The 25,965-nt window shown below is 67.2% G+C and carries 27 protein-coding genes; 7 read left to right on the plus strand and 20 right to left on the minus strand.

The features are described 5' to 3' along the window. Positions 1 to 34 precede the first annotated feature (34 nt). Positions 35 to 940 (plus strand): 4-hydroxy-tetrahydrodipicolinate synthase, encoded by a 906-nt coding sequence (gene dapA, locus JQ639_RS12535; RefSeq protein ID WP_211966404.1) that lies wholly within the window; start codon positions 35 to 37, stop codon positions 938 to 940. Positions 941 to 1,019: 79 nt separating this feature from the next. Then, positions 1,020 to 2,846, plus strand: coding sequence for a DNA mismatch repair endonuclease MutL (gene mutL, locus JQ639_RS12540; RefSeq protein WP_211966405.1), 1,827 nt, complete (start codon positions 1,020 to 1,022; stop codon positions 2,844 to 2,846). Positions 2,847 to 3,808: 962 nt separating this feature from the next. On the opposite strand, the gene rsmD is transcribed toward mutL, so the two are convergent. Both rsmD and JQ639_RS12550 read right to left on the minus strand, forming a co-directional pair. Continuing rightward, positions 3,809 to 4,369, minus strand: coding sequence for a 16S rRNA (guanine(966)-N(2))-methyltransferase RsmD (gene rsmD, locus JQ639_RS12545; RefSeq protein ID WP_211966407.1), 561 nt, complete (start codon positions 4,367 to 4,369; stop codon positions 3,809 to 3,811). Between the two features lie 3 nt (positions 4,370 to 4,372). Further along, positions 4,373 to 6,457: a pseudouridine synthase gene (locus tag JQ639_RS12550; protein WP_211966408.1), complete on the minus strand. Its 2,085-nt coding sequence runs from the start codon at positions 6,455 to 6,457 to the stop codon at positions 4,373 to 4,375. A 148-nt stretch (positions 6,458 to 6,605) separates the two neighbouring features. Here JQ639_RS12550 and JQ639_RS12555 point away from each other — a divergent pair, with 148 nt between their 5' ends. Further along, positions 6,606 to 7,052: a nucleoside deaminase gene (locus JQ639_RS12555; protein WP_211966409.1), complete on the plus strand. Its 447-nt coding sequence runs from the start codon at positions 6,606 to 6,608 to the stop codon at positions 7,050 to 7,052. An 18-nt stretch (positions 7,053 to 7,070) separates the two neighbouring features. On the opposite strand, the gene JQ639_RS12560 is transcribed toward JQ639_RS12555, so the two are convergent. The 6 genes from JQ639_RS12560 to JQ639_RS12585 all read right to left on the minus strand — a co-directional run bounded on the left by JQ639_RS12560 (position 7,071) and on the right by JQ639_RS12585 (position 11,809). Continuing rightward, entirely contained in the window at positions 7,071 to 7,520 is a 450-nt protein-coding gene (locus JQ639_RS12560; protein WP_211966410.1) for a GNAT family N-acetyltransferase, read from the minus strand. Positions 7,521 to 7,523: 3 nt separating this feature from the next. Beyond that, complete coding sequence (locus JQ639_RS12565; RefSeq protein WP_211966411.1) at positions 7,524 to 8,426, minus strand: alpha/beta fold hydrolase; 903 nt, start codon at positions 8,424 to 8,426, stop codon at positions 7,524 to 7,526. 102 nt (positions 8,427 to 8,528) lie between these two features. After that, entirely contained in the window at positions 8,529 to 9,803 is a 1,275-nt protein-coding gene (gene purD / locus JQ639_RS12570) for a phosphoribosylamine--glycine ligase (protein ID WP_211966412.1), read from the minus strand. 57 nt (positions 9,804 to 9,860) lie between these two features. After that, positions 9,861 to 10,160: a winged helix-turn-helix domain-containing protein gene (locus tag JQ639_RS12575; protein ID WP_211966413.1), complete on the minus strand. Its 300-nt coding sequence runs from the start codon at positions 10,158 to 10,160 to the stop codon at positions 9,861 to 9,863. 4 nt (positions 10,161 to 10,164) lie between these two features. Continuing rightward, positions 10,165 to 10,722 (minus strand): hypothetical protein, encoded by a 558-nt coding sequence (locus tag JQ639_RS12580; RefSeq protein ID WP_211966414.1) that lies wholly within the window; start codon positions 10,720 to 10,722, stop codon positions 10,165 to 10,167. 97 nt (positions 10,723 to 10,819) lie between these two features. Further along, a complete protein-coding gene (locus JQ639_RS12585; RefSeq protein ID WP_211966415.1) occupies positions 10,820 to 11,809 on the minus strand; it encodes an alpha/beta hydrolase in 990 nt (329 codons plus the stop codon). 142 nt (positions 11,810 to 11,951) lie between these two features. On the opposite strand from JQ639_RS12585, the gene xseA reads away from it, so the two are divergent. Together xseA and JQ639_RS12595 are read left to right on the plus strand one after the other, a co-directional pair. Continuing rightward, on the plus strand, positions 11,952 to 13,580 hold the full coding sequence (gene xseA, locus JQ639_RS12590) for an exodeoxyribonuclease VII large subunit (protein ID WP_211966416.1): 1,629 nt from the start codon (positions 11,952 to 11,954) through the stop codon (positions 13,578 to 13,580). Positions 13,581 to 13,704: 124 nt separating this feature from the next. Next, positions 13,705 to 13,929, plus strand: a complete 225-nt coding sequence (locus tag JQ639_RS12595) for a DUF2093 domain-containing protein (RefSeq protein ID WP_211966417.1) — start codon at positions 13,705 to 13,707, stop codon at positions 13,927 to 13,929. A gap of 7 nt (positions 13,930 to 13,936) precedes the next feature. Here JQ639_RS12595 and lpxK read toward each other — a convergent pair whose 3' ends face one another. The 6 genes from lpxK to JQ639_RS12625 are packed head-to-tail and all read right to left on the minus strand — an operon-like array spanning position 13,937 to position 19,453. Continuing rightward, on the minus strand, positions 13,937 to 14,938 hold the full coding sequence (lpxK, locus tag JQ639_RS12600; RefSeq protein WP_211966418.1) for a tetraacyldisaccharide 4'-kinase: 1,002 nt from the start codon (positions 14,936 to 14,938) through the stop codon (positions 13,937 to 13,939). After that, on the minus strand, positions 14,931 to 16,268 hold the full coding sequence (locus JQ639_RS12605; protein WP_371745060.1) for a 3-deoxy-D-manno-octulosonic acid transferase: 1,338 nt from the start codon (positions 16,266 to 16,268) through the stop codon (positions 14,931 to 14,933). The genes lpxK and JQ639_RS12605 overlap by 8 nt, the downstream gene beginning before the upstream one ends. Continuing rightward, positions 16,225 to 16,935 carry a lysophospholipid acyltransferase family protein gene (locus tag JQ639_RS12610; RefSeq protein ID WP_211966420.1) on the minus strand — a complete coding sequence of 237 codons (711 nt, stop codon included), beginning with the start codon at positions 16,933 to 16,935 and terminating at the stop codon, positions 16,225 to 16,227. The genes JQ639_RS12605 and JQ639_RS12610 overlap by 44 nt, the downstream gene beginning before the upstream one ends. 21 nt (positions 16,936 to 16,956) lie before the next feature. After that, positions 16,957 to 17,196, minus strand: a complete 240-nt coding sequence (locus tag JQ639_RS12615) for a DUF4170 domain-containing protein (protein ID WP_211966421.1) — start codon at positions 17,194 to 17,196, stop codon at positions 16,957 to 16,959. 57 nt (positions 17,197 to 17,253) lie between these two features. Further along, a complete protein-coding gene (locus tag JQ639_RS12620; RefSeq protein WP_211966422.1) occupies positions 17,254 to 18,066 on the minus strand; it encodes a 3'(2'),5'-bisphosphate nucleotidase CysQ in 813 nt (270 codons plus the stop codon). Continuing rightward, complete coding sequence (locus JQ639_RS12625) at positions 18,053 to 19,453, minus strand: TldD/PmbA family protein (protein WP_211966423.1); 1,401 nt, start codon at positions 19,451 to 19,453, stop codon at positions 18,053 to 18,055. The genes JQ639_RS12620 and JQ639_RS12625 overlap by 14 nt, the downstream gene beginning before the upstream one ends. Before the next feature lie 265 nt (positions 19,454 to 19,718). On the opposite strand from JQ639_RS12625, the gene JQ639_RS12630 reads away from it, so the two are divergent. Then, positions 19,719 to 20,246 (plus strand): DUF6101 family protein, encoded by a 528-nt coding sequence (locus tag JQ639_RS12630; RefSeq protein WP_211966604.1) that lies wholly within the window; start codon positions 19,719 to 19,721, stop codon positions 20,244 to 20,246. 13 nt (positions 20,247 to 20,259) lie between these two features. Here the strand turns inward: JQ639_RS12630 and JQ639_RS12635 are convergent, their stop codons facing one another. Next, the gene (locus JQ639_RS12635; protein ID WP_211966424.1) at positions 20,260 to 20,808 is read right to left on the minus strand and encodes a carboxymuconolactone decarboxylase family protein; all 549 of its coding nucleotides are present in this window, start codon (positions 20,806 to 20,808) and stop codon (positions 20,260 to 20,262) included. Positions 20,809 to 20,879: 71 nt separating this feature from the next. Here JQ639_RS12635 and JQ639_RS12640 point away from each other — a divergent pair, with 71 nt between their 5' ends. Beyond that, positions 20,880 to 21,212, plus strand: coding sequence for a winged helix-turn-helix transcriptional regulator (locus JQ639_RS12640; protein ID WP_211966425.1), 333 nt, complete (start codon positions 20,880 to 20,882; stop codon positions 21,210 to 21,212). 20 nt (positions 21,213 to 21,232) lie between these two features. On the opposite strand, the gene JQ639_RS12645 is transcribed toward JQ639_RS12640, so the two are convergent. The 5 genes from JQ639_RS12645 to JQ639_RS12665 all read right to left on the minus strand — a co-directional run bounded on the left by JQ639_RS12645 (position 21,233) and on the right by JQ639_RS12665 (position 25,888). Beyond that, a complete protein-coding gene (locus JQ639_RS12645; protein WP_211966426.1) occupies positions 21,233 to 21,676 on the minus strand; it encodes an NfeD family protein in 444 nt (147 codons plus the stop codon). Positions 21,677 to 21,692: 16 nt separating this feature from the next. Beyond that, complete coding sequence (locus tag JQ639_RS12650) at positions 21,693 to 22,679, minus strand: SPFH domain-containing protein (protein ID WP_211966427.1); 987 nt, start codon at positions 22,677 to 22,679, stop codon at positions 21,693 to 21,695. Between the two features lie 263 nt (positions 22,680 to 22,942). Next, positions 22,943 to 23,977 carry a ferrochelatase gene (gene hemH, locus JQ639_RS12655; RefSeq protein ID WP_211966428.1) on the minus strand — a complete coding sequence of 345 codons (1,035 nt, stop codon included), beginning with the start codon at positions 23,975 to 23,977 and terminating at the stop codon, positions 22,943 to 22,945. 82 nt (positions 23,978 to 24,059) lie between these two features. Beyond that, positions 24,060 to 25,226: a nickel/cobalt transporter gene (locus tag JQ639_RS12660; protein WP_211966605.1), complete on the minus strand. Its 1,167-nt coding sequence runs from the start codon at positions 25,224 to 25,226 to the stop codon at positions 24,060 to 24,062. Beyond that, a complete protein-coding gene (locus JQ639_RS12665) occupies positions 25,226 to 25,888 on the minus strand; it encodes a DUF1007 family protein (RefSeq protein WP_211966429.1) in 663 nt (220 codons plus the stop codon). The genes JQ639_RS12660 and JQ639_RS12665 overlap by 1 nt, the downstream gene beginning before the upstream one ends. Between the last annotated feature and the right edge of the window lie 77 nt (positions 25,889 to 25,965).

Here is a 25,965-nt window from a genome sequence, read left to right on the forward strand (position 1 = left end):
TAGGGTCCGCGCCTCTCAACACGGGATCACGACCATGACCACATTGTCAGGGGTTTGGGCGCCGCTGGTGACGCCCTTCCGGGACGGCCGGCTGGACATCGCCAGCACGCGGCGGCTGATCGAGCACCTGCTCGCACAGGGCGTCGCCGGCTTCATCCCGCTCGGCACCACCGGGGAATCGCCCACCCTCGACGACGACGAGATCGAGACCATGGTGGCCGAGACCGTCGCCGCCGTCGCCGGCCGCGTCCCGGTGTTCGTCGGCATCGGCGGCAATGCCACGCACAAGGTCATCCGGGCCGTGCGGCGGCTGTCCGCCCATCCGTTCGACGGCATCCTGTCGGTATGCCCGTACTACAACCGCCCGACCCAGGACGGCCTGCGCGCGCACTTCACGGCGATTGCCGGCGAGACCGATCGCAAGATCCTGATCTACAACATCCCCTACCGGACCTCGATCAACCTCGCCAACGACACCGTGCTGCGGCTCGCCGAGCAACCCAACATCGTCGGCATCAAGGACAGCTCGGGCAGCCTCACCCAGTCGCTGGAGCTGCTGGCGCTGCGTCCATGGGGCTTCTCGGTCCTGACGGGCGAGGACGCCCTGTTCCTCACCATGCTCGCCAACGGCGCCGACGGCGGCATCCTCGCGTCCTGTCACCTGGCGACCGACGCCTTCGTGGCGGTCGCCGAGCGGATGGCCGCCAACGACCAGCACGACGCGCTGGCCCGCTGGACGCCGCTTTCGCGGCTGGTCGGCAAGCTGTTCGGGGAACCCAATCCGGTTCCGCTCAAGTATGCGCTGTGGCGCCAGGGCCTGATCGCATCCCCGGAATGCCGCCTGCCACTGACCCCGATTTCGGCCGCGCTGGCGCAGGATCTCGACCAGGAACTGGCCCGCCTGCCGCAAGCCACGGAGGCGCTTCGACGCGCGGGATAAGCGCGGCGGCGGCCTCCCGCCAGCGTGGCAAAGCCCCTAGATTAGGCGGTCTGTTTCCTTGCGAGTCGCCGGGTTTTCCATGCCTGTCCGTCAGTTGCCTGAAGCCATCGTCAACCGCATCGCCGCCGGCGAGGTGGTCGAACGGCCGGCGAGCGCGGTCAAGGAACTGGTCGAGAACGCCATCGATGCCGGCGCCAGCCGGGTCGACATCTTCACCGAAGGCGGCGGGCGGCGCCGCATCGCGATCACCGACGACGGGCACGGCATGACCCACGCCGACCTTGCCCTCGCCGTCGACCGCCACGCCACCTCCAAGCTCGACGATGAAGACCTGCTGCGCATCCGCACCCTTGGCTTTCGCGGCGAGGCGCTGCCTTCGATCGGCGCCGTGGCACGGCTGTCGATCACCACGCGGCACGCCAGCGAGCCCCACGCTTGGGCGCTCGGCGTCGAAGGCGGGGTCAAGTCGGAGATCGCACCGGCCGCCCTGGCTCAAGGGACCCGCGTCGAAGTCAGCGACCTGTTCTTCGCCACCCCCGCCCGTCTGAAGTTCCTCAAAACCGACCGCACCGAGGCCGAAGCGATCCGCGAGACCGTGCGGCGGCTCGCCATGGCGCGGCCCGACATCGCCTTCGGCCTGGCCGGCGAGGAGCGCGCGCCCGTGACCTGGGCCGCCGCGCTGCCCGGCGCCGCCGGACGACTGACGCGCCTCGGCGACATTCTGGGCAGCGACTTCCGCGCCTGCGCCATCGAGGTCCGTGCCGAGCGCGAGGGTACGCTGGTCGAAGGCTATGCCGCGGCCCCGGCGCTGACTCGCGCCAATGCGCTGGGACAATATCTGTTCGTCAACGGCCGACCGGTGCGCGACAAGCTGATCCTCGGCGCGGTCCGCGCCGCCTATTCCGACTACCTGCCGCGTGACCGCCACCCGGTGGTCGCGCTGTTCGTCACTCTCGATCCGCAGGAAGTCGACGCCAACGTCCATCCGGCCAAGACCGAAGTGCGCTTCCGCAATGCCGGCCTCGTGCGCGCGCTGATCGTCCATGCGCTGAAGGACGGCCTCGCGCGCGAAGGCCGCCGCACCGCCGCCAATGGCGGCGAGGCGGCCGTGATGGCGTTCCGCCCCGGCGCCAGCCGGCCGATGAACTGGGATTGGCAGCGCTCACCGGCGGCGCCGCCGATGCCGGCCGCCGCCTACGATGGCGCCGCCGAACGGCCTTTCGTGGAAGCCGGCTTCGCCGCGCCGCCCCAGCCGGTGTTCGACGTCGGCGCGCCGTCCGCCGACATTCGCGCTGCAGCCGCGCCAGCCCCCGCCGACCTGCTCGACCGTCCGCTCGGCGCCGCGCGAACCCAGATCCACGAAACCTACATCGTGTCGCAGACCCGCGACGGCCTCGTCGTCATCGACCAGCACGCCGCCCACGAGCGCATCGTCTACGAAAAGCTCAAGGCATCGCTGGCCCGCGATGGCGTGCAGCGCCAGATCCTGCTGATCCCCGAGATCGTCGAGCTCGACGAGGCGACGGTCGAGAAGCTGGCCGGGCGCGCGAGCGAGCTCGAGCAGTTCGGCCTGGTCATCGAATCCTTCGGCCCGGGCGCCGTCGCGGTGCGCGAAACGCCGTCGCTGCTCGGCAAGACCGACGCCCGTGCGCTGTTGCGTGACCTCGCCGATCACATGGCGGAGTGGGACGAGGCGCTGCCGCTGGAACGTCGACTGATGCATGTCGCCGCCACCATGGCCTGCCACGGCTCGGTGCGCGCCGGGCGGGTGCTCAAGCCCGAGGAAATGAACGCGCTGCTGCGCGAGATGGAAGTGACGCCGAATTCCGGCCAGTGCAATCACGGCCGGCCGACCTACGTCGAACTCAAGCTCGGCGATATCGAGCGGCTGTTCGGGCGGCGCTAAACGGCAGCGCGACATCGCCTTGTACAGATCTGCAATTTTGAGAAGCTCACCCTAGCTTACTTACCCGTAGGCTTTTGGCGCTTTAATCGCCTATAGTAAATTGTCGGTCCAGTCGTTTTGTTTCGTCTAAGTACGAGTTCACGACCATCATTAGTCGGAAACGTTCGAATAGGTTCAAGCGGCTCAGTTGTGGGGGGATCTCCCACCTCATAACCCAACTCTTTCATCTTCCTGTAGACAGCCATCTGCATATCATTAAGCGCAAGGTGTTTTTGACCGCAGCGTTCGCAGGTAAGCACTAAATTTGAGTTGCGCCTTATGTCTCGACCGGCAAGAGAAAATAGCTCTCCACACGTAGGGCATGGGAGGCGAAAAACGGTTGCCTTCATCTATCTCCTCCGGAGTCAGCCGAGCCAACAGGACGAAGAGAAAACTTACTTGAAAACTAGCCACGCAACGTCAAAAGAGAGCCCACATCACAGGCAATCGATCTCAGCTCACGCCCGCACTTCGTCCACACTATGGGCCCATGCGCCGACGAACGCTACGAAGCACTAAGATTTACCTCGCATTCCACAAAAGCCGATTTCCAGTTTTTCGGTTCCTGATCCAACATTCTGCTTTAGTCTTACACGACGCCACGAGCCCAGCAGGCGGAAAAATTGCAGCCGTTTACCGCGGCTATCGTTCGCAAAGAAAATGCAGCTTTGGGGAGCACGAATGAACCGCCAGGATCTTAAATCAATAATTCTCGACGCGATTGGAAAGCCGGGCGATAGCCTCTCAATTCCGAAGATCGCAAGATACATATGGGAGAATTACGAGCCTCAACTGAAAGGGTCTGGCGAATTCTTCTATACTTGGCAGTACGATATGCGGTGGGCAGGCGATAGTTTGGTGAGAGATGGCAAGCTCGACAAGACCGCACATCGCGGTATGTGGATGCGCCTAAAATAGTTTCTTTATACGGACCGCGCCCGCATGATGAAGAACTCGGTGTCGTCGTAGGCGCGGCGCTCGAGCTCTTCGAACCCCTCGGGCGCGGCAAACCCCGCAGCCTTCGCTTCTTCGACGACGACGAGCGCGCCCGGCCCCAGCCAGCCACCGTCGCGCAGCGCCACAACAGCCTTGTCGGCAAGCCCCTTGCCGTAGGGCGGATCGAGAAAGGCGAGCGAGAACGGCTCCATCGGATGCGCTGGCCCCGGCTCCGTCGCATCCCGGCGATAGACCTTGGAGACACCGCCAAGCCCGAGCGCCTCGACGTTCTGCCGCAGCAGTGCGCGCGCCTCGGCGCCGTTGTCGACGAACAGCACGAACGCGGCGCCGCGCGACAGCGCCTCGATGCCGAGCGCACCGGTGCCCGCAAACAGGTCGAGCACGCGCGCGCCCTCGACGGGATCGCCGTAAGCGTGGGCGAGGATATTGAACAGCGACTCGCGCAGCCGGTCCGCCGTCGGGCGGATGTCACGCGAAGTGGGCGACGCGATGGTGCGGCCGCGCAGCCGTCCGCCGACAACCCGCACCGGTCAGTCCTTCGGCTCGAGTTCGCGCTTGCCGTGATAGGTGCGCTTGGGGCGGCGATAGGGACGCGCTTCGGCATCCTCATCCTGTTCGCCCGAACGTTCGACGAGCACGCGACGCCCCTTGCGGTCGGCGACCACGCTGCGCTTGCGTTTCACCGGCGTGTCCTCGTGCACGCGCTCTGCACCTTCGCTGATCTTGCTCGGACGCGACGATGCATTGAATTCGGCACCGGCGAGTTCGATGACCTTGTCGCCGAGCTGCTCGCGCAGCACGCGGGTCTTGACCTCGTCGACCTCGCCCTCGCCAAGCTCGGCGAGCTGGAACGGACCGTAGGACACACGGATCAGGCGGTTCACCTCGAGGCCGAGATGCGCCAGAACGTTGCGCACTTCGCGGTTCTTGCCTTCGCGGATCGCGAACACGATCCAGACGTTGGCGCCCTGGTCGTGCTCGAGCTGGGCATCGATCGAACCGTACTTGACGCCATCGACCTCGACGCCGTTGCGCAGTTCGTCGAGCTGGGCCTGGGTCACGGTGCCGTGCGCACGGACGCGATAGCGCCGCAGCCACCCGGTCTCCGGCAGTTCGAGCGCACGGGCGAGGCCGCCGTCATTGGTCAGCAGCAGCAGGCCTTCGGTGTTGAAATCGAGCCGTCCGATGCTGATCAGGCGCGGTAGATGTTCCGGCAGATTGTCGAACACCGTCGGCCGTCCTTCCGGATCGGCATGGGTGGTCATGAGGCCGCGCGGCTTGTGGTACAGAAACAGCCGCGTGCGCTCGCGCTCCGGCAACGGCTTGCCGTCGACCAGGATGACGTCGCGTTCGGTGACGTCGAGCGCCGGCGAGGTCAGGACGCGGCCGTTGACCGTGACGCGCCCCTGCGTGATCCATTCCTCGGCGTCGCGGCGCGAGCACAGCCCGGCGCGCGCCAGCCGCTTGGCGATGCGCTCGCCGGACTTCTTGGCCTCCGGGACGGCCGGACGCTTGCTGCGCCGATCAGTCTCCGGCTTGCGCTCGCGATAGGCGCCGCGTCCGCCGAAGGCCGGCCGCTTGACGAAAATGCGGGACTCGTCCGCCTCGCCGCGCGGACGCTCGTCGCGGCCCTCGCTGCGGGGATGCTCCTGCCAGTCGCGGCGCTCGCCGCGCGGGCGATCGGATTTGAAGCGCTCGGACTGGGGACGATCCGAACGCGCACGATCGAACTTGGGACGATCAGACCGATCAAACCTCGGGCGGTCGCCACCGTCGCGATCGTCGCGGGGGCGCGAAAAGCGCGGACGCTCGTCGCCGTCACGGCGACGAACATCATCACGCGGCCCCTCTTGACGCTCGCCCTGCGGTCGCTCGCGCCGCTGCCACGGCTTCTCGCCACTGCGGTCGGGCCCGGCGAAATCCTCGCGCGGCTTGCGCGGGCCACGGCTGAACGGCTTGTCACCGTCGTCGCGGCGGAAACCGCCGCTGCGCGGACGGTCGCCGTCCTTGCGGAAGCCCTCGCCCTTGCCCTTGAACGGGCGCTTGTCGCCGAACTTGGCTTCGGAGAACCGTCCTGCCGGGCGCCCCTCGCCGCGCGGTGCGCGATCGTCGCGGTCGCGCGGCTTGAACGGGCGGTCGCCACGATCCTCGCGCGGCTTGAAACGCGGACGATCCTCACCGCCACGATCATCGCGCCGGAAACGCGGACGTTCCTCTCCGCCCCGTTCCTCACGCGGCTTGAAACGTGGACGGTCGTCGCCACTCCGCTCCTCGCGCGGCCGGAACGGCTTGCGCGAGCCATGATCGGGCCGGTCGTCGCGATCGAAGCGCGGACGCGGACGATCGCGGTCGTCGCGCGAGCGCGGCCCCTTGGCCGCGAACGGCCGCTTGCCGCCCGACGCCTTGTCCCCATAGGGCTTCTTGTCGCCGAACGCCTTCTTATCGCCAAACGTCTTCTTGGCCCCATACGGCTTCTTTTCGCCGAAGGATTTACGCTCGCCGAAGTCCTTGCCCCCGCTGCGGGCCGGCCGCTCGCCGCCGTCGCGCCCCTTGCCGCCGGGGCGGGCGCGGGCGCCGCGCGGAGCTGGTTTGCTGGTATCCCGGTCGCGGGGCATGACGTCTCTCACGGTAAATGGTAACGACCGCCAAGTCCCGATCCGACCTTGTCGGACCAGACCATGGCGACTGGCTTTTTGAGCATGATCGGTTCGGACAACCGCTGTCCGGGCATGCTCTATCAGAGTTATCGGCCCGAGACGAGGTATGAGCGCACAATCTTTCATGGATTTGGCCCTGAATCAGGCCAAAATCGCCGGAAACAGCGGCGAAGTGCCGATCGGCTGCGTCGTTGTCCGGGACGGTCAGGTCATCGCCCGGGCCGGAAACCGCACCCTGACTGACCGCGATCCCTCGGCGCACGCCGAAATCCTGGCGATCCGTGAAGCGGCCGCCGCGCTGGGTAGCGAGCGGCTGGTCGACTGCGACCTCTACGTCACGCTGGAACCCTGCACCATGTGCGCCGGCGCCATCTCCTTTGCCCGAATCCGCCGCCTGTACTACGGCGCGGCCGATCCCAAGGGCGGCGCGGTGGAATCCGGGGTGCGCTTCTTCGCCTCGCCGACCTGCCACCATGCGCCGGAGGTCTATTCCGCGGTCGGCGAGACCGAGGCCGCCGCGCTGCTGCGCGACTTCTTCAAGGCCCGCCGCTAGCGGGCTGGGCAGGCGCGATCACAGCTTGAGCTTCATGCCCTCGTGCGAGGCGACGAAGCCAAGCCGGCGGTAGAAGCGCTGAGCGTCGCGGCGATCCTTGTTGGTGGTGAGCTGCAGCACGCGGCAGTCGGGCCGCGCTTGCGACATTCGCACCGCTTCACTCAGCATCTGCTCGCCGATCTTGCGGCCGCGGAAGCGGCCGTCGACCCGCACGCCCTCGATCTGCGCGTGCCATCCTCCCTTGAGCAGCAGACCCGGCAGGAAGGTGAGCTGGAAGCAGCCGACGATCTCGCCGTCTTCCTCCCACGCGTAAAGCCCGTTGTTCGGATCCGCCGCGATGGCGTCGAACGCCGCGAGATACGGCGTCATATCGCCGTTCGGGTCATCCCGCTGCTCGCTGATCTGGTCCTCGGCCAGCAACTGCATGATACGGGGAATGTCATCTCGCGTCGCCGGGCGCAGCGCCATCACTCACTCCGAAAAGAAATTCAGCAACGCCGATGCAGTGGCATCGGGGTTCTCCTCGCACAGGAAATGCCCGGCGTCGACCGCAGCGCCGGACACGTTGGTGGCCCACGCCCGCCAGGCATCGAGCGGCGCGTCGGCGACGCTGGCAAAGCCCGCCGCGCCCCACAGCGCGAGGAGCGGTGCGGTGATCGTCTTGCCGGCGTTGCGGTCCGCCGTGTCGTGCTCGAGATCGGCGTAAGCGCCGGCGCGATAATCCTCGCACGCGGCATGGATGCGCAGGGGATCGCGCAGCGCCGTGAGATAGTGCGCCACCGCCCGCGGATCGAACGGGTTCGGCACGTCCTTCTTCGCCCAGCCCTGGAAGATGGGCCCGAAATAGCCATCCGGATCGGACTGGATCAGCTTTTCCGGCAGCGGCGACGGCTGCGCCAGGAACAGCCAGTGATAGGCGCGCAGACCGAACGCGCGGTCCATCTTCGCCCAGTAATCATAGGTCGGCAGGATATCGAGCGTGGCGAGCCGTGACAGCCGGCCGGGATGATCGAGCGCGAGGCGATAGGTCACCCGGCCGCCGCGATCATGGCCGGCGAGCATGAACTGCGCATGGCCGAACTTGTCCATCACCTCGATCATCGCCTGCGCCATCGCGCGTTTGGTGAATGGCGTGTGGTCGGCGTCGGTCTTCGGCACATCCGACCAGCCGTAACCGGGCAGATCGGGAATGACGAGCGTGAAGCGGCCGGCGAGCTGCGGCGCCACCTTGTGCCACATCACGTGGGTCTGCGGATACCCGTGCAGCAGCATCAACGGCGGCCCGTTGCCGCCGATGCGCGCGAAGATGCGACCGCGGCTGGTCGCGATCCACTCGGATGCAAATCCCGGAAACAGGTCGGCGAGATCGGACATGACGGCACCTCACGGCACACGAACGGGACGGCATGAGTGCCATCCCCGCGGCCAGCTGGCAACGCTCCGCGGCGCGGAGCTGTTCCCGCGCCGCCGCCGGGCTCAGGACTCCCGCGCCACCGCCTGCCAGCCGATGTCGCGGCGGCAGAAGCCGTCGGGCCAGCGGATACGATCGACCGCCTGGTAGGCGCTCGCCTGCGCCGCGCGCACGCTCGCGCCGCGCGCGGTGACATTGAGCACGCGTCCGCCATTGGCGAGGATGCGGTCGCCGTCAGCCCTGGTGCCGGCATGGAAGATCTCGACACCGTCGACCGCGGCCGCAGCGTCGAGGCCCTCGATCACGGTGCCCTTGGCGTAATCGCCGGGATAGCCCTTCGCGGCCATCACCACGGTCAGCGCCGCGTCGGGATACCAGCGCAGGTCGAAATGCTTGAGCTGGCCATCGCAGGCCGCGAGCAGCGCCGGCACGAGATCCGACATCATCCGCAGCATCAGCACCTGGCATTCCGGATCGCCGAAGCGGACATTGTATTCGATCAGCCTGGGGCCATCCGCCGTGATCATCAGGCCGGCGAACAGCACGCCCTTGTACGGCATGCCCCTGGCCTTCATCGCCCGCAACGTCGGCAGGATGATCTCGTCCATGGTGCGCTGGCACATCGCGTCGGTCATCACCGGCGCCGGCGAATAGGCGCCCATGCCGCCGGTGTTCGGTCCCTTGTCGCCATCGAAGACGCGCTTGTGGTCCTGCGCGGTGGCGAGCGCCAGCGCATTGTCGCCGTCGCACAGCACGAAGAACGAGGCTTCCTCGCCGGTCATGAACTCCTCGACCACCGCCTCCGCACCGGCGGCGCCGAAGCCGCCACCGAGCATCATGTCGATCGCCGCTTCCGCCTCGGCGAGGGTCATGGCGACGACGACGCCCTTGCCTGCAGCGAGGCCATCGGCCTTGATCACGATCGGCGCGCCCTTGGCACGGATATAGGCCTTGGCGGCATCGACGTCGCGGAAGCGCTCATAGGCCGCGGTCGGGATGTTGTTGGCCTTGCACAGATCCTTGGTGAAGCCCTTCGAGCTCTCGAGCTGCGAGGCGGCCTTGCTCGGACCGAACGCCTTGATGCCGGCTGCAGCGAGATCGTCGGCGATTCCTGCGGCGAGCGGCGCCTCGGGCCCCACGACCACCAGGTCGACCTTGTTGGCCTTGCAGAAGGCGATCACCGCGGCATGGTCGGCGACATCGAGGGCGACGCATTCGGCCTCGCGCGCGATGCCGGCGTTGCCCGGCGCGCACCACAGCTTGCTGACCAGCGGCGAGCCGGCGATTTTCCAGGCCAGCGCGTGTTCGCGCCCGCCCGACCCGAGAAGAAGAATATTCATGGCGATCTCCTGCCACGCCCGGTTAGCGGGTCGGGACGGGCGACACAAGAGGCGGTTTCAGCTCTCGCCGCCGTCGATGATCTGCCGCAGCAGGGCGACATGGCGGGCGAAGGCGCCCCGGCCGGCCGCCGTGGCGGACACCCGGGTCTGGGGTTTCTTGCCGACGAACGACTTGTCGACATCGACATAGGCGGCCTTCGCCAGGGTCTCGATATGGGCGCCGAGATTGCCGTCGGTCGCCCCGGTCAGCTTTTTCAGCCGCACGAATTCCAGCCCCTCGCCCACCGGCAGGGCGTTCAGCGCTGCCATGATGCGCAGCCGCAGCGGCTGGTGGATGATGTCGTCGAGTTCCGCCATGGCGTCAGTCCCGCCGCATCCACAGGCCACCGAGGATCAGTCCGCCGCCGTTGACGAACGCCATCCACAGGTCGAACCACGGGCCGCTCCAGACGTAGCCGACGAGGGTCAGCGAGATGATCGACAGCGCGATGCCGACGAAGGCCGGTCCGATCCACAAGCCTGCGATGCCGTAGGCCAGCATGAAGTAGGTCGGCCAGAACGCGCTGAGTTGCCGCGGCGTGAAATGCGCAAGACCGAGCGTCCACAGCAGGCCGAAGCCGACGAACAGCAGGAAAGCCGCGAACATCCGGCCGTCGAATGCCCGCACGCGCGAGCGCGTGTACTCGAACGCGCTGACAACGAAGCTGCCGGCGATGCCCAGGACATAGACCGCCAGCCAGCCATATCCGGCGCCGTGCGGCCGGACGTAGGCCACGACATAGCCGATGGCGACCAGCACGCCCCACATCACCAGCAGCAGGCTGGAGGTCCGGTAGAACTGCGACTGGCGTACACGATGCGCGATCGCCTCGATGTCGCTCAGCGCTTCCGCCGCCTGTTTTCGATCGATATTCGTCACGACTCGCTGGCCTCGAAATCCTGATGATCGCTGTTGTGGCGCAACCCCTGCCGTTCCTCAACGGGGAGAGAATCGGCGCGGCCACGCATCGCCGGCCTCACGACCGCAGATCCGACCGCGCAACATCGTCGGCGATCATGGCCGCCGCCGCGGGATGGCCGACGATGCCCATGTGATCGATGCCATCGACGAGGTGAACCTTGATGCGCGCGCCGAGCGCCTCCTGGTATTTATCGGCCAGCATCAGTTCGTCGGCGACGCCCGCGAATAGCGTGAGCGGCCCTCGCGCCGCCGCCACATCGCGGCGGAAATCGCTGGAGGCGGCGAAGTCGCGCATCAGGCGAAACGAATACACGGTCGTCAGCCGCCGCTCAGCATTGGGCGGCACCGCGAAGGCGAGCACCGGCAGCGCGTCCGCCCAGGTGACGCCGAGCCTGTTCAGCAGCAGAGCGGCGATCACCCGCGGAATGTCGGCCTGCGCCCAGCCGCCCGCGTTCGGCCGGCTGGTCGGCGCGTCGTAGCCGAGATAGGGCGCCAGCAGGACCGTGCGGGCGAAGGCACCCTGGATGGGCGAGCCGGCCATGCGCAGCGCGAAGCCGCCGCCCGAGGAGTGGCCGATCAAGGTCAGCGGCGCGTCCGGATGAGCCTTGCGGATTTCGGCGACCACATCCGCGAGATCGTCCTGCAACTGCCCGGCATGGCCGATGTCGCCGCGCGTACCCGAGGCGCCATGGCCACGGATGTCCAGCGCATAGCTCTCGACGCCGCGCGCCGCCAGCGCCTGCGACAGCACGTGGACCGCGCCGCGGCTCGATCCCGATGAGCCATGCACGACCACCGCCACGCTCGCCGCAGCCGGCCCGATGGCCGCGTAATGGCGGTAGGCGAGCTCGGTGCCGTCACGGGCCTGGATGCGGTCGAGCGGCGGTAACTGGCTGAGATCGAGCGTCTTGCGTGCCTCGGAGATCGACGCCAGCTCGGGCGGGCGCCGCAGCGGGCTCGCCAGCATCAGGACGATCACCCCGGCCGACAGACCGAACAGCGCCAGAGCACCAACAAACACCCTGAAGATCAACGAGATGGACATGGGAGACCTCGACCGATCGAGAACGCACATCGCGCTCAACAGATAACTCTATACTACAGAGTTCTCTATTTTTCAATGTCGCATTGGCTGACCCCTGCGGAGGGCTTACCTTCCGGCCCAACTGCTGGAAGGCCCGATTCGAATGTCTGACGCGTCCCATGCGCCATTGCTGAACGCCCCGGAATTCACTGTTTCCGAGCTATCGTCTGCGCTGAAGCGGACGGTGGAGGACGCCTACAGCCATGTCCGGGTCCGCGGCGAGATTTCCGGCTTTCGCGGCCCGCATTCGTCGGGCCACTGCTATTTCGCGCTCAAGGACGCCAGCTCGAAGATCGAGGCCGTGATCTGGAAGGGCGTCCACGGCCGGATGCGGTTCAAGCCCCAGGAGGGCCTCGAGGTCATCGCCACCGGCAAGCTGACCACCTATCCCGGCTCGTCGAAGTACCAGATCGTCATCGAGGCACTGGAGCCGGCCGGCGTCGGCGCCCTGATGGCGCTGATGGAAGAACGCAAGCGCAAGCTCGCCGCCGAAGGCCTGTTCGACGAGGCCCGCAAGCAGCTGCTGCCATGGCTGCCGGAGGTGATCGGCGTCGTCACCTCACCGACCGGCGCGGTGATCCGCGACATCCTGCACCGCCTCGAGGATCGTTTCCCACGCCGCGTCCTGGTCTGGCCGGTGCGCGTGCAGGGCGAAGGCTCAGCCGAACAGATCGCCTCCGCCATTCGCGGTTTCAACGCTCTGCCCGAGCACGGCCGCATCCCGCGTCCCGACCTGCTGATCGTTGCGCGCGGCGGCGGCTCGCTGGAGGACCTGTGGTCGTTCAACGAGGAGATCGTCGTGCGGGCCGCCGCCGACAGCCTCATTCCGCTGATCTCGGCCGTCGGCCACGAGACCGACGTTACGCTGATCGATTTCGCCGCCGATCGCCGTGCCCCCACACCGACAGCTGCGGCCGAGATGGCCGTACCGGTGCGGGCCGAACTCGCCGTCGAGGTCGCCACGCTGGCGCGCCGCAGCTTCGCCAGCTGGCAGCGCGCCCAGGAGCATCGCCGCAGCGAACTGCGCAGCGCCGCACGGGCGCTGCCGGCCGCGGGCGAACTGCTGGCCATTCCACGCCAGCGCCTCGACGGTGCGGGCGCCGCGCTGCCGCGCGCGCTCAAGGGCAACACCCACGCACACTTCCGGCGTTTCGCACAGGCGAGCGCACGCCTGACACTGCGCGTTCTGCGCACCCAGGTCGACCATGCGACGCAACGGCTGACCGTGACCGGCGACCGCCTGTCCCACAGCGCACGCACGCTGGTGCGAGGACGGCGCGAACGCTTCGCCGGCCTCGAGATCCGCCTCAAGACCTCGCGCCTCGCCAACGCGCAGGCGTTGCGCAGCGCCATCGCCCGCGACCGCGAGCGCAGCGTGCGGCTCGCCGAGCGGGCGCAGCGGGCGCTGGCCACGCTGATCCAGCGCCATCGCGCCCAGGTCGCCTACGCCGGACAGTTGCTCACCGCCCTGTCCTACCGCAGCGTGCTCGCCCGCGGTTTCGCGCTGGTTCGCGACGACGGCGGCGCACCGTTGCACGCGGCCAGCGGCGTCGCAGCAGGCGCTCGCCTCACGCTCGAGTTTATCGATGGTCGCGTGGCCGTCACCGCCGACGGCACAGCACCGCAGGACGCGCCTCATGCGCCTTCAGCGCTTCCGGCAGGCCGCCCCACCGCAAAGGCCGCGGCGCCGCGGCGACCGGCGAAGGCGGACACCCAGGGCGACCTGTTCTGATTCTGCCCCAATCGGGCGCGGCGGCGCAGCCGGGCCCGCGCAACGCCCTGGAAAAGGGGCTCGCTCCGGCCCATCTGTGCTACAGTGGCTGTCCATCATTCACGACCAGCTAAGGGAACCCGGCGTGCTCAACAAGTTCAGTTCTTCCGGCCATGGCGAAGCCAAGGTGCAGTATCTCGACGGCGATTTTCGCGTCATTGCGCCGGGAAGCTATGTGGTCTGCGCCGTCAGCAGCGTGCAGATCCCGCTCGAAGAGCTGAAGTACTGGAGCGTCGACCGCCAGGAAGCCTATGCGACGCCCGATGCGGTACTGAGCCGCCACTACCCGGCCGCGCACAAGTCGGGCTGAGAAGGGCCTACCCTCCGGCGACGAGCCCGGTCAGCAGCGCGTCGAGCGGCGCGCGTTCGGCGATGCTCAGCGACACCCCGAACGGCACCATCGCCGGCGCCTGGACGGCAAGGCGGGCATCGCTTCGGATGCGCGCGAGGTCCTTCTCCGTCGTCACCAGCACGAGGTTCTCGCCCGCGGCCCGCGCCACCAGCGCATCGATTTCGGCGACCGTGAACGGGTGATGGTCGGCAAACGCCTGCGTTGCCGCGACGTCGACGCCGCTGCCACGCAGCGTGCTGAAGAAGCGCCCGGGATCACCAATGCCGGCGAAGGCGAGCACGCGCCGGCCGGCGATCTCCGCCAGGGACGAGGCATTGGGAACGAGGCGCGCCCGCAATACCGGCTTACCCCGCGCAGCCACGAGGTCCTCGACTGCTTGCGCCGCCGTGCCGTCGCCGACGACGACCAGTGCATCGGTGCGCGCGAGTTGCGGCGGCAGCGGCGCGCGCAACGGCCCCGCCGGGAAGACGCAGCCATTGCCGAGCCCGCGGTGGCTGTCGATCACGATCAGCGCGACATCCTTGATCAACGCCGGGTTCTGAAAACCGTCGTCGAGTAAAATCACGTTCGCGCCCTGCGCACGCGCGAGCGCTGCGCCGTCGTCGCGGCGACGGGCGACGACGACCGGCAGACGATCCGCCATCATCAATGGTTCATCGCCGACATCGGCCGCGCCATGCACACGCGGATCGACCACAACAGGGCCGGTGAGCCGCCCGCCATAGCCGCGACTGACCACCCAGGGCTTCGCCCCCATCGCCCGCAGCAGTCCTGCAAGCATCAGCACCGTCGGCGTCTTGCCGGCGCCGCCGAGATGATAATTGCCGACACAGACGACGGGGATGCCTGCGCGCGCGCCGGGACGCGCCATGCGTCGCGCTGTCAGTGAGCCGTAGACGGCGCCGAGCGGCGACAGCAGGAGAGATTGCCAGGACGAGCCGCGGTGCCAGAAGGCCGGCTCACGCACGCTGGGCTCCGCGCTCGATGCGCAGTTGCATCAGATACGGTTCGAGCGCGGCCAGCGTACGGTCCAGCGCACCGCCGAGCTGATCGACCACCTGGCGCCCCGCATCGATGACGCGCTGGCGCGTCAATTCGTCGGCGAGCCAGGTCGCGACCTGGGCCGCGAGCGTTTCGACCGTGTCGACCTGCCGCGCGCCGCGCGCGCCATCGAGCGCCCCGTAAACATCGGTGAAGTTGAAGACGTGCGGCCCGTGCAGCACGGCAGCGCCGAGCTTGATCGCCTCGATCGGGTTCTGCCCGCCATGCTCGACCAGCGAGCCGCCCATGAATACGATCGGCGACAGCCGGTAGAACAGGCCGAGTTCGCCGAGCGTATCGGCGACATAGATTTCGGTCTGCGCTTGCGGCAGGTCTTCCTGCGACCGCAACGCGACCTGCCGCCCAGCGGCCGACGCCATGCGCGCGATCGCCTCGCCACGCGCCGGATGGCGCGGCACGATCACGGTCAGCAATGTCGGGAAATCGCGCGAAAGGCGCTTGTGCACCTCGGTGACCATCTCTTCCTCGCCCGCGTGGGTCGAGGCCGCGACGATCACCGGGCGACCGCGGACGGCCTCGGCAAGACGGTCGAGCTTGCCGGCGTCGGCCGGCGGCGCCTGGACGTCGAGCTTGAGATTGCCGGTGGCAATGACGTCGCGCGCGCCCAGCGCTGCGAAACGCTCGGCATCGGTCTGTGACTGTGCGAGGCACAGGTCAAAGCGGCCGAGCAGCGCGGAAATCGTGGCATGGGCACGCCGCCAGCGCGGGAACGAGCGGTGGGACATGCGGCCATTGATCAGCACCATCGGTACCCGGCGCGCCGCGTTGGCGAGGATCAGGTTCGGCCACAGGTCGGATTCGACGAACAGTGCCAGGGACGGCTGCCAGTGCTCGATGAAGCGCGCCACATAGCGCGGCGTATCGAGCGGAATGTACTGATGGATGACCTCGGCCGGAAAACGCTTCGCCACGATCGACGCCGATGTCACGGTTCCCGACGTCAGCAGGATGCGGATGTTGAGCGCGCGCAGCCGCTCGATCAATTCGGCCGCCGCCAGCACCTCGCCGACGCTCGCACCATGAATCCAGATCAGCGGCCCGTCCGGCCGTGCAATGCTGGCAAAGCCGCGCCGCTCGCCGACCCGCGCCGCCTCCTCCTTGCCCTGACGCAGGCGATGGCCAAGCAGCAGGCCGGAGACCGGCACCGCCATCGACGACAGCCGGCGATAGGTCCGCAGCGTCAATGGCACGTCATGCGCCATGCAGCGCCCCATCGGGACGACCGACGATCGCATAGGCCCGGCGGTTGACCTCGTTCAGGTTGGCCTCGAGCTGCACGCGAAGCGCCTCCATGGTGTCGGCGTCGGCATCGGCAGGGACCGACAGGGCCTCGCCGATCGCGATCACGCCACGGCCGAACGGCAGGTGAACCACCGAACGATCCCAGTTGTTCAGCCGCTTGAACCGGCTGGTCGCGATCGCGGTCGGTATAATGGGCCGCCCGGAGTCCCGTGCAAGCATAATCACGCCAAGACCAGCCACCCGGGAGACTTTGGGAACGTCAGCCGTCACAGCAATATTGCAGCCGTCCTGCAGGGTGCGCAGCATATTCTTGAACGCTGCAACCCCCCCTTTGCGATGAAACGACGATCCATGGTCGCCAGAGCCACGCAACACGCCGATGCCGAGCCGCTGGCACGCGATCGCGTTGATTTCGCCATCACGATGGCGCGAAATCAGGACCTTGAAGCGATACCGCTTGCGCACAACGAACGGCATCATGAAATGCTGGCCGTGCCAGAACACCCCGATGACCGGCAGCCGCGACCTGATCTGTTCATGCAGGTCGGGCGGATCATAGCTGAAGCGGTTTGTCAGCCAGACGAAACGCAGGAATTCAGCGGCGAGGAATCCCGCCACCTGCTGAAACCAGCGAGACCGAAATAGTGTGCGAAAAGACATCAAGTGAAGCGGCGCGCCGGCTCAGTGCGTCTTGTCGGTCGCGGGATCGAGCAGCCTGTGCAGGTGCACGATGAAGTAACGCATGTGGGCGTTGTCGACGGTCTGCTGCGCCTTCGCCTTCCAGGCGGTGTAGGCCGAGGCGTAGTTCGGGTACAGGCCGACCACCTCGACCTTGTCGAGATCCTTGAACGTCACATGCTCAAGGTCGACCAGCTCGCCTCCGATGACGAGATGAAGCAACTGCTGCGGCGTATCGGACATGGATCTTTTTCCTGAAACACAAAGCTTCCGGCCAGGCGGATGTCGACGGGAACAATTCTAGAACAGCGGATGGTGTCTGAAGTGCTCAACGATGCGGGCGTGACGGGCCGGACCCGCCGCCACCAGGGTGTCGTGCCTCACTTCCGGGCGGTTATAGCGGATGGCTTCGCCCGTCAACGTGGTCATCGTCCCGGCCGCTTCGTGCACGATTAAGTCGGCCGCCGCAAGGTCCCAGTCCCGGCTTTGCCCACCCGCGAACGCGGCATCCAGCCGCCCCTCGGCCGCGCGGCAGATCTTGAGCGCCAGAGAGCCAATCCGGGGATGAATGTTGCCTGGTTCCAGGGCATCGCCCAGCCGCTCGACCAGCGGCCGCGGACCGACAATTCGGGCCGGATCGAGTCGATCGCCAGGGCTGACCCGTATCGGCCGGCCATTCATGGTCGCGCCATGGCCACGCACGGCAATGAACATTTCATCGGCCACCGGAACGAACACCGCCCCCAGCAGCGGCTCGCCATCGGCCACCAGTGCCACGCTGACACACCAGTCGTCCTGGCCAGCGAGATAGGACCGCGTGCCGTCGATCGGATCCACGATCCACACCAGGCGCCGGCCGAGGCGCGCAGGATCGTCGGCGCTCTCCTCCGACAGCCAGCCATAGTCCGGGGTGGCAGCCCGCAGCCGCCGCTCCAGCAGGTCGTTGGCGGCGATATCCGCCTCGGTGACGGGCGAGGACTTGCCTTTGATCCAGTTGCGCAGGTCGGTGCGGAACAGGCTGAGCGCCAGCGCACCGGCCTCGCGTACACTCTCGGTCAGCAGCGCGGTGTCGCGCGCCAGAACCTCGCCCTGCACCGCGTCAACGTCCCGCAATCGTCAGCCCCTCGATGCGGATGGTCGGCGCGTTGACGCCGTAGCGGAACGCGAGATCGTTGGCAGGTGTCAGTGATTTGAACATCTCGAGCAGATGGCCGGCGATGGTGACCTCGCTGACCGCATAGGTCGGCTCGCCGTTCTCAATCCAGAAGCCGGCCGCGCCGCGGCTGTAGTCGCCGGTCACGCCGTTGACGCCCGAGCCGATCAGATCGGTGACGTAGAAGCCCTGCTTGATGTCCGCCATCAGTTCCCTGGGTGTCAGCCGTCCCGGCTCCATATGCAGGTTGTAGGCGCCGGGCGACGGCGACGACGACACGCCGCGATGCGCATGGCCGGTGGTGACGAGACCGAGTTCACGCGCGGTCGCGGAATCCAGCAGCCACGACGTCAGCACACCGCCATCGATGATCGCCAGCCGCTTCACGGCGACGCCTTCGGCATCGAATGTCTGCGAGCGCAGGCCCCGCACCCGCAACGGATCGTCGACGATGCGGATGTTCTCATCGAACAGCTGTTTGCCGAGGCTGTCCTTGAGAAAGCTGGTCTTGCGCGCGATCGACGCGCCGTTGGCGGCGCCGACGACATGGCCGACCAGAGAATTCGATACCCGCGGATCGAACACCACCGGCGCCTTGCAGGTTGCGACCTTGCGCGGATTGACGCGCGCCACCGCGCGCGCGCCGGCACTGGCGCCGATCGCGGCGGGTGCCGACAGATCCGCGCCATGGATCGCGGAGGAGTAATCGTAATCGCGCTCCATGCCGGTACCCTCGCCGGCGATCGCGGTCATGGAGATCCCCTGGCTGGAGCGGAGATAAGCGCCGTGAAAGCCCGTGCTGGTGACAAGCACCATGCCGCCGATGCCGCACGACGCCGATGCACCGCCGGACTTGGTGACGCCGGCGACCGCCCGCCCGGCCTCCTCCGCCGCCAGCGCGCGGCGCTCGAGTTCGACTGTCGTCGGCATATCCGGATCGAGCAGATCGAGATCTGGAAAGCTGCGGGCGAGCAGCGCCGGATCGGCGAGACCGACATAGGCATCGTCAGGCGCGACACGCGCCATCGCCACGGCGCGTTCCGCCAGCTTGGCGACGGCATCGCCCGTGACGTCGTTGGTCGACACCACCGCCTGCCGCTTGCCGACGATCACCCGCAGCCCGACGTCGTCGCCTTCGGAACGCTCGGACTCCTCAACACGGCCATCGCGCACCTCGACGCCTTGCGACATGCCACGCACGGCAACGGCATCGGCCGCATCAGCGCCAGCACGCTTTGCCGCCTCGACGAGGCGCTCGGCGAGGGCACTGAGAGCCGATTGATCGAGCAGATCAGATCCAGCCCGGGTCGCGGCAGACGACGATGATGCGCTTGCTGAAGAGGTCACGGGCCAATCCCAGATCCGAGGTGAAAAGACAGAAAACCGGGCCCCCGGAAGGGGCGCGTGCACGTCTCAAATGTGCCGATTCCAGCCCGATTTCAAGCACATCGCCGGTTGGAAAACCAACAAATTTCCGCCCCTCGGCAAGGTCTCGTCAAGCATGTCGCGGGGTCAGGATCGATTAACCAGCCTTCTTAAGTGCTTTCGGAAAAGCGCGTGGCACAGTGGCCCCATCGACCGGGAGAATAATCCCGGCGGGGAGATCAAAGTCGTGAGGCGTCAATTCGGAGCTGGCGGACCATCCGCCGGGTCGAGCCGCGTGCTGCGGCTCGACCCTCTTTCCCTGCCCGTGCGGTTCGACGCGCGTGATGCACGCGCCGACGGCGGCGTCCGGCAGGTCGAGATCAACCGCGATCGCGTGACATTGCGGCGTGCCGTTCGCGGCATGCGAATGGCGATCAATGTCGACGTTCAGGAATTTCTCGGCATCGCAACCCGCGTGACCGACGACGGCCAGATGGTCGTGCTCGCTCACCGCGATCCATCGCTGTCTATTCCGCTGCTGCAGTCCGTGGACGAACCGGAGATTGCGCAAACCGCGACGCTGTGGAGCGAAATTTTTGCGCTGCCGCTGATCGACGAGGATGCACGGCTGGCGCGCCCGCCGGCGGCAAGGCGTCGCCGGCACAATGTCATCAAGACCCGCCGCTCGAAGATGGTACTGCGGCGACGCTGCAGCAATCATCTGGCGGACATGCTCGTTCACCGCGATGAACGCGAAATCATCGCGCGCAACTGACGGTCAGCAATCCTCACGCCGCATCGGGAAAGCGGGCCGCGCCCGCTTCCAGCGGCAGGGCGAGACCGTTCGCAAGATACGACACCGTTCGATAGAAGCCGCAGAGCAGGATGATCTCCAGAATCTGCGGCTCGTCGTAATGCCGTTTCAGGGCGGCGAATTCCACGTCATCCCAGGTCGCACGATGATGCAGCGCATCAACGGCTGCGATCAGGACCTGTTCGGGCTCGGGCCAGCAGGCCGCGGTCGGCGGCTCCAGCACGGTCGCCCGCACCTGCTCCGACGTCAATTCCGCCCGTCCGGCGAAATTCGCCACATGCACGCCCCACTCGTACTCGCATCCTGTCAGCGCACAGGTGCGGTCGATGACGATTTCCCGCGCGCGCAGCGGCAACGGCCCGCGGTCGAGCAGGCTGCCTGCCCTGAACCTGGCCCAGGCGCGGTCGCTGGTGGCCAGCGTGCGGAAGAGCACCAGCGGCGGCATGCCTGGCGGCATGATGCGATCGAAATGAGCCTGCAACTCCGGCGTGTAAGGCGGCTCCAGCGGGACGATTCGCGACATGCCGGCACTCCTCTGCTATTGAAACTGTAGCAACGCTACACTTTCCGTAGCGATACGCAAGAAGGACGACGATGAAGGCGGCCCGCAAGACGACGACGACTGCCGTGCGCGGATCACGCTCCGGACGCCCGATCATGGCGCTGCTCGACCTGCTCGGGCGGCGCTGGACGCTGCGGATCGCCTGGGAACTGCGCGATCGCGCGTTGACCTCGCGCGCGCTGCGCCAGGCCTGCGACGACGCCTCGCCGACGGTGCTGCAGGCGCGGCTGAAGGATCTCAAGGATGCCGGTCTGGTCGAGAACGTGCCGAGCGAAGGCTATCGCCTGACCGCGCGCGGTCGCGAGCTGATCACGACGTTTATGCCTCTGAACGATTTTGCGGAGCGCTGGAGCCGCCGGAAATAACCGCCGGCGGCCCTGTCGGCTCAGGCCGGCTCGACGCGCAGGCTGGCGCCGTCGGCCGCGACGACGCGAACCTGACTGCCGGCGGGCGCGTCACGCCCGGCCACCCGCCACACAGTATCGTCGATCCGCACCGTGCCGCTGCCGTCGACGATCGGCCGCTCCAGCGTGAACACGCGCCCGACCAGTGCGTCCGCCCGGCGGTTGAGAAACGGCTGGTCCGTTGCGCCGCCACGGGCATTGCCGACGCGCCGCCACAGCGGCACGGCGGCGATCGCAAAGATCGAGAACGCGATCAGTTGCGCCTGCCACGACCACGGCACGACGAATGACAGCAAACCGACCAGCAGCGCGGCGAGCCCGAGCCACAGCATGAAGACTCCGGGCGCGAGCAGTTCGAGGCCGACCAGGACAAGGCCGACGATCAGCCAGTTCCAGGTGCCCAGCGCATTCAAGGTCTCGACCATGGCGGCCCTCCGCGGCTCAACCCTGCCCGCCGCCCGAACCGGTGTTGGGCACCGTCGGCCGGCGCGCGGCGGACGTCGCTGACGCGGCGCTCTCGCCGAATGCCGCCTTGGCGATTTCGCCGATGCCGCCGAGCGACGCGAGAATGCCCGTAGCCTCGATCGGCAGCATCACGATCTTCTGGTTCGGCGACTGTGCGATCTCGCCGAACGCCTTGATGTACTTGTCGGCGATGAAGTAGTTCAGCGAAGCGACGTCGCCGCTGGCGATCGCCTGCGACACCATCTGCGTCGCCTTGGCTTCGGCTTCCGCCGAACGCTCGCGCGCCTCGGCATCACGGAACGCGGCCTCGCGACGACCTTCCGCCTGGAGGATCTGCGCCTGCTTGGCGCCCTCGGCCCGCAGGATTTCCGACTGCCTCTGGCCCTCGGCCTGAAGGATGTCGGCGCGCTTGACGCGCTCGGCCTTCATCTGCCGGCCCATCGCCTCGACAAGGTCGGCCGGCGGCACGATGTCCTTGATCTCGATGCGGTTGACCTTGAGGCCCCATGGCGACACCGCGGCATCGACCACGCGCAGCAGCCGCTCGTTGATCTCGTCGCGATGCGACAGCACCTGATCGAGGTCCATCGACCCCATCACCGAGCGGATGTTGGTCATGGTCAGGGTGACGATCGCCTGGGTGAGATTGGCGACCTCGTAGCTTGCCTTGGCGGCGTCGAACACCTGGAAGAAGGCGACGCCGTCCACTGTGACCGTGGCGTTGTCCTTGGTGATGACCTCCTGCTCGGGAATGTCGATCACCTGCTCCATCATGTTGATCTTGCGGCCGACACGATCGAAATACGGAATGATCAGGTTGAGGCCCGGCCGCAGCGTCCGCGTGTACTTGCCAAATCGCTCGATGGTCCAGTCGTAGCCCTGCGGCACCGTCTTGACGCCGGCAAAAAGCGTCACGATCACGAGCAGAGCGACAACGATGGCGAAAATATCAAATCCCGACATGAACAACTCCTGAGGCGCTCACGTGCGGCCCGCGCCATGCGGCGGGTGACGGGCGCCAGATCAATGGTCGCGTCCTTACGCGAAAACTGTGACGACTTGGTCGCGAAGGAAGACCGGTCGCCAGAGAAGACTTGGTCGCGAAGCAAGAATGGATGGTTCGACGCCGTCCGTCGAGGGGGTAAAAGCGCGCGGGCGGCCGAACGCGCCGGCCGCACTGCGCGCCGGCGGTTCGGCTTCCGGCGCTCAGGTGCGCTCTTTGGCTGTCAGATCCAGCCTTGCAGCTCGCGCAGGACGAGCTGGCGGATGACGTCCATGCCCTCGTCACTGTCGTTGAGGCAGGGGATGGCGGTGAACTGCTCGCCGCCAGCGTGCTGGAAGATTTCGGCGTTCTCCTGGGCGATCTCCTCCAGCGTCTCCAGACAATCAGCGGAGAAACCGGGCGTCACCACCGCGATGCGCCGCACACCCTCACCGGCGAGACGCTCCATGGTCTTGTCGGTGTAGGGTTGCAGCCACTCGGCATTGCCGAAGCGGGACTGGAAAGTCAGCAGCAGCCTGCTGGCGTCGAGCCCCAGCCGCTTGCGCAGCGCGTCCGTGGTGGCGACGCATTGCGCCTGGTAGGGGTCGCCCTTGTCGACATATTCCTTCGGCATGCCATGAAAGGAAGCGACAATCACCTCCGGCACGAACGGCAGCGCCGCGAGATGACGTTCGATCGAGACGCCGAGCGCCTCGATGTAGTCGCTGTCGACAAAATAGGGCGGCGTCACCCGCAGCGTCGGCTGCGCCCGCAGGTCCGCGAGCACCCTGAACACCTCGTCGCAGACCGTCGCCGTGGTCGCCGCGGAATACTGCGGATACAGCGGCACCACCAGCAGCCGGTCGCAGCCCTGCGCCAGCAGCGCCTCGATGCGCGCGCGGATCGAGGGATTGCCGTAGCGCATCGCCCAGTCGACCACGACATGATCATGATCGGCGATCGCCGCCGCGAGCTTGTCCGACTGCGACCGCGTGATGGTCTTGAGCGGGGACTCGTTCCGCGCCGTGTTCCAGATCTTCTGGTAGTCGCGGGCCTTCCGGCCCGGCCGCACCCGCAGGATGATGCCGTTCAGGATCAGCTTCCACAGCAGCCCCTGATCCTCGATCACCCGTGGATCGGACAGGAATTCCTTGAGATAGACGCGGACGCCGGCCGCGTCCGCGGTGTCCGGCGTGCCGAGGTTGATCAGCAGCACGCCGACGCGCTCGCGCGTCGCGGCAGAGGGGGAGAGCGATGGCGGAGATATGGGCGTCGTCATGGCGCCGTTGGCTTCGCCCGGAGGCCCGGCATTGTCAACGGGGTCCCGCGTCCAGGCGGCCGATCGTCGCGCTGTGGCTGCGTCAGAAGCATGTCACCCGCTCGGCCGCGACATAGCCCAGCAGCAGGCCGACACCGAGCAGCAGCACCAGCGCCGCCGCGCCGAATTCCACGCCGCGCAGGATCAGCGCGCCACCGCCGTCGCGACCGGCGCTGAGGCGCCGCGCCAGTCCCTTGGCGGAGACCGCCAGGATGGCTATGGCGGCCACCGTGATCGCGGTGCCCAGCCCCATCAGCAGTGTCGCGGCAATCCCGGCCCACATCATCCCCTGCGCGAGCGCGAACACCAGCACCAGGATCGCGCCGGAACAAGGCCGCAGGCCGACGGCGAAGATCGCACTGAGGCCACGCCGCCAACCGCCGGGGCCGGCCAACTGGTCGGGCGTCGGCCCGTGGTGATGGCCGCAGTGCTCGTCGTGGACATGGCCGGGCTCGCCATGCGCGGGAGCGGCATGGGCATGAGCATGACCGTGGTGGTCGTGATCATGGCCGGGGCCGCCGTCCAGCACGCGGGCATGGCCATGGGCCGGCGAAGACGCTGTCGCCGTATCGGACGCTCCGGCGAGCGCCGGCACCAGCGGCGCGGGGCCTGCGCGGAGCGGTAATTGAGCACCACGCAAGGCGCGCAGGAAGCTCCCGCCCTTGGTCCACGCCAGGCGCGCTCCGAACACAGCGATCAGGGCATAGCTCGCGATCTCGATAGCACGCTCGGCGCCGCACATGGTCCGGGCGGTGGCGTTGAGCAGCCAGGCGCAGATCCCGACCACGATGATGGCGACCAGCGCCTGCAGCAGCGCCGAGGCGAACGCCAGCACGATGCCGCGCCGCGCGGTCTCCTCGTTGGCCACGAGATAGGATGAAATCACCGCCTTGCCATGGCCGGGACCGGCGGCATGGAACACGCCATAGGCGAAGGAGATGCCGAGCAGCGTCCAGACCGCGCTGCCATCAATCTTCGCCGCGCGGATGGTTTTCGACATCTCGCGGTAGAACTTCGACTGCTGATCGAGCAGCCAGCCGATCACGCCGCCGACCTGCGGATCCGAACTGCCGGGCCGGCCGACGCCGAACGGCGACTGCGCCAACGCGGCATGCAGCAGCCCATCGCCCCACAGCGCCGCGGCCGCGACCGCCAGCAACACCACAGCGAGACGGGTTTCGGTGAGCGGCCCGCGTCGCCCCGCCGCGATCACGGACAGTCCACCGTGATCTTGTTGGCGAACATCGCGCCGAAATTGGCGTTGCTGCCGTCGAGGAAATTCTGCTCCCCGATCGATTGCGCCTGAGCCTGCGCCGATCCATCGTTCGGCCGCTCGATGGTCATCTTGCAGTTCGCCGGCGCGCCGACCAGCTTGATCGGATCAGTCTTTGCCAGCGAGAAGTCGACGAAATAGGTCGGATCATAGATATCGACCACGAGCTGGGGGCTCTTCACCGGCGTCTTCAGCGGCAAGGTGAAGTGCAGCGTCAGCGCGCCGTCCTTGTAGTCGAGATAGTAATCGACCGGATCCTCGAACTTCTGCTTGCGGTTGCGCGAGCCCGGCTCGCCGGCGCGCGCGAACGTGAAGAAGCCGAATTCTCTCAGCGACTCCACATTGGTCTGCGCCAGCGGCGCGAGTTCCTCGCGGGTGTAGACCCCCTTGGTCCTGGTCTCGATGCCCTGCAGGGCATAGGTCGAGAACATGTCGTCGAAGGTCCATGCATGGCGCACGCCGGTGAGCGAGCCATCGGGCGCATAGACCAGTTCGCTCGTCGCGGTGACCCAGACATGGGGATGCGCCCAGGCGGAGGGGACCGTCAGACAGAGTGCGAAAACCGCAGCAAGAAAAACCGTGAGAGAACGGCGCGTCATGAAACCTTCGCGGCGATGCCCGGCAGCACGCCATGCTACCGGGAAGTGAGGCTGAAACGAGACGATGGACAAACCGG

The sequence above is a fragment of the Bradyrhizobium sp. U87765 SZCCT0048 genome, from assembly GCF_018131225.1.
Classification (GTDB): Bacteria; Pseudomonadota; Alphaproteobacteria; order Rhizobiales; family Xanthobacteraceae; genus Bradyrhizobium_A.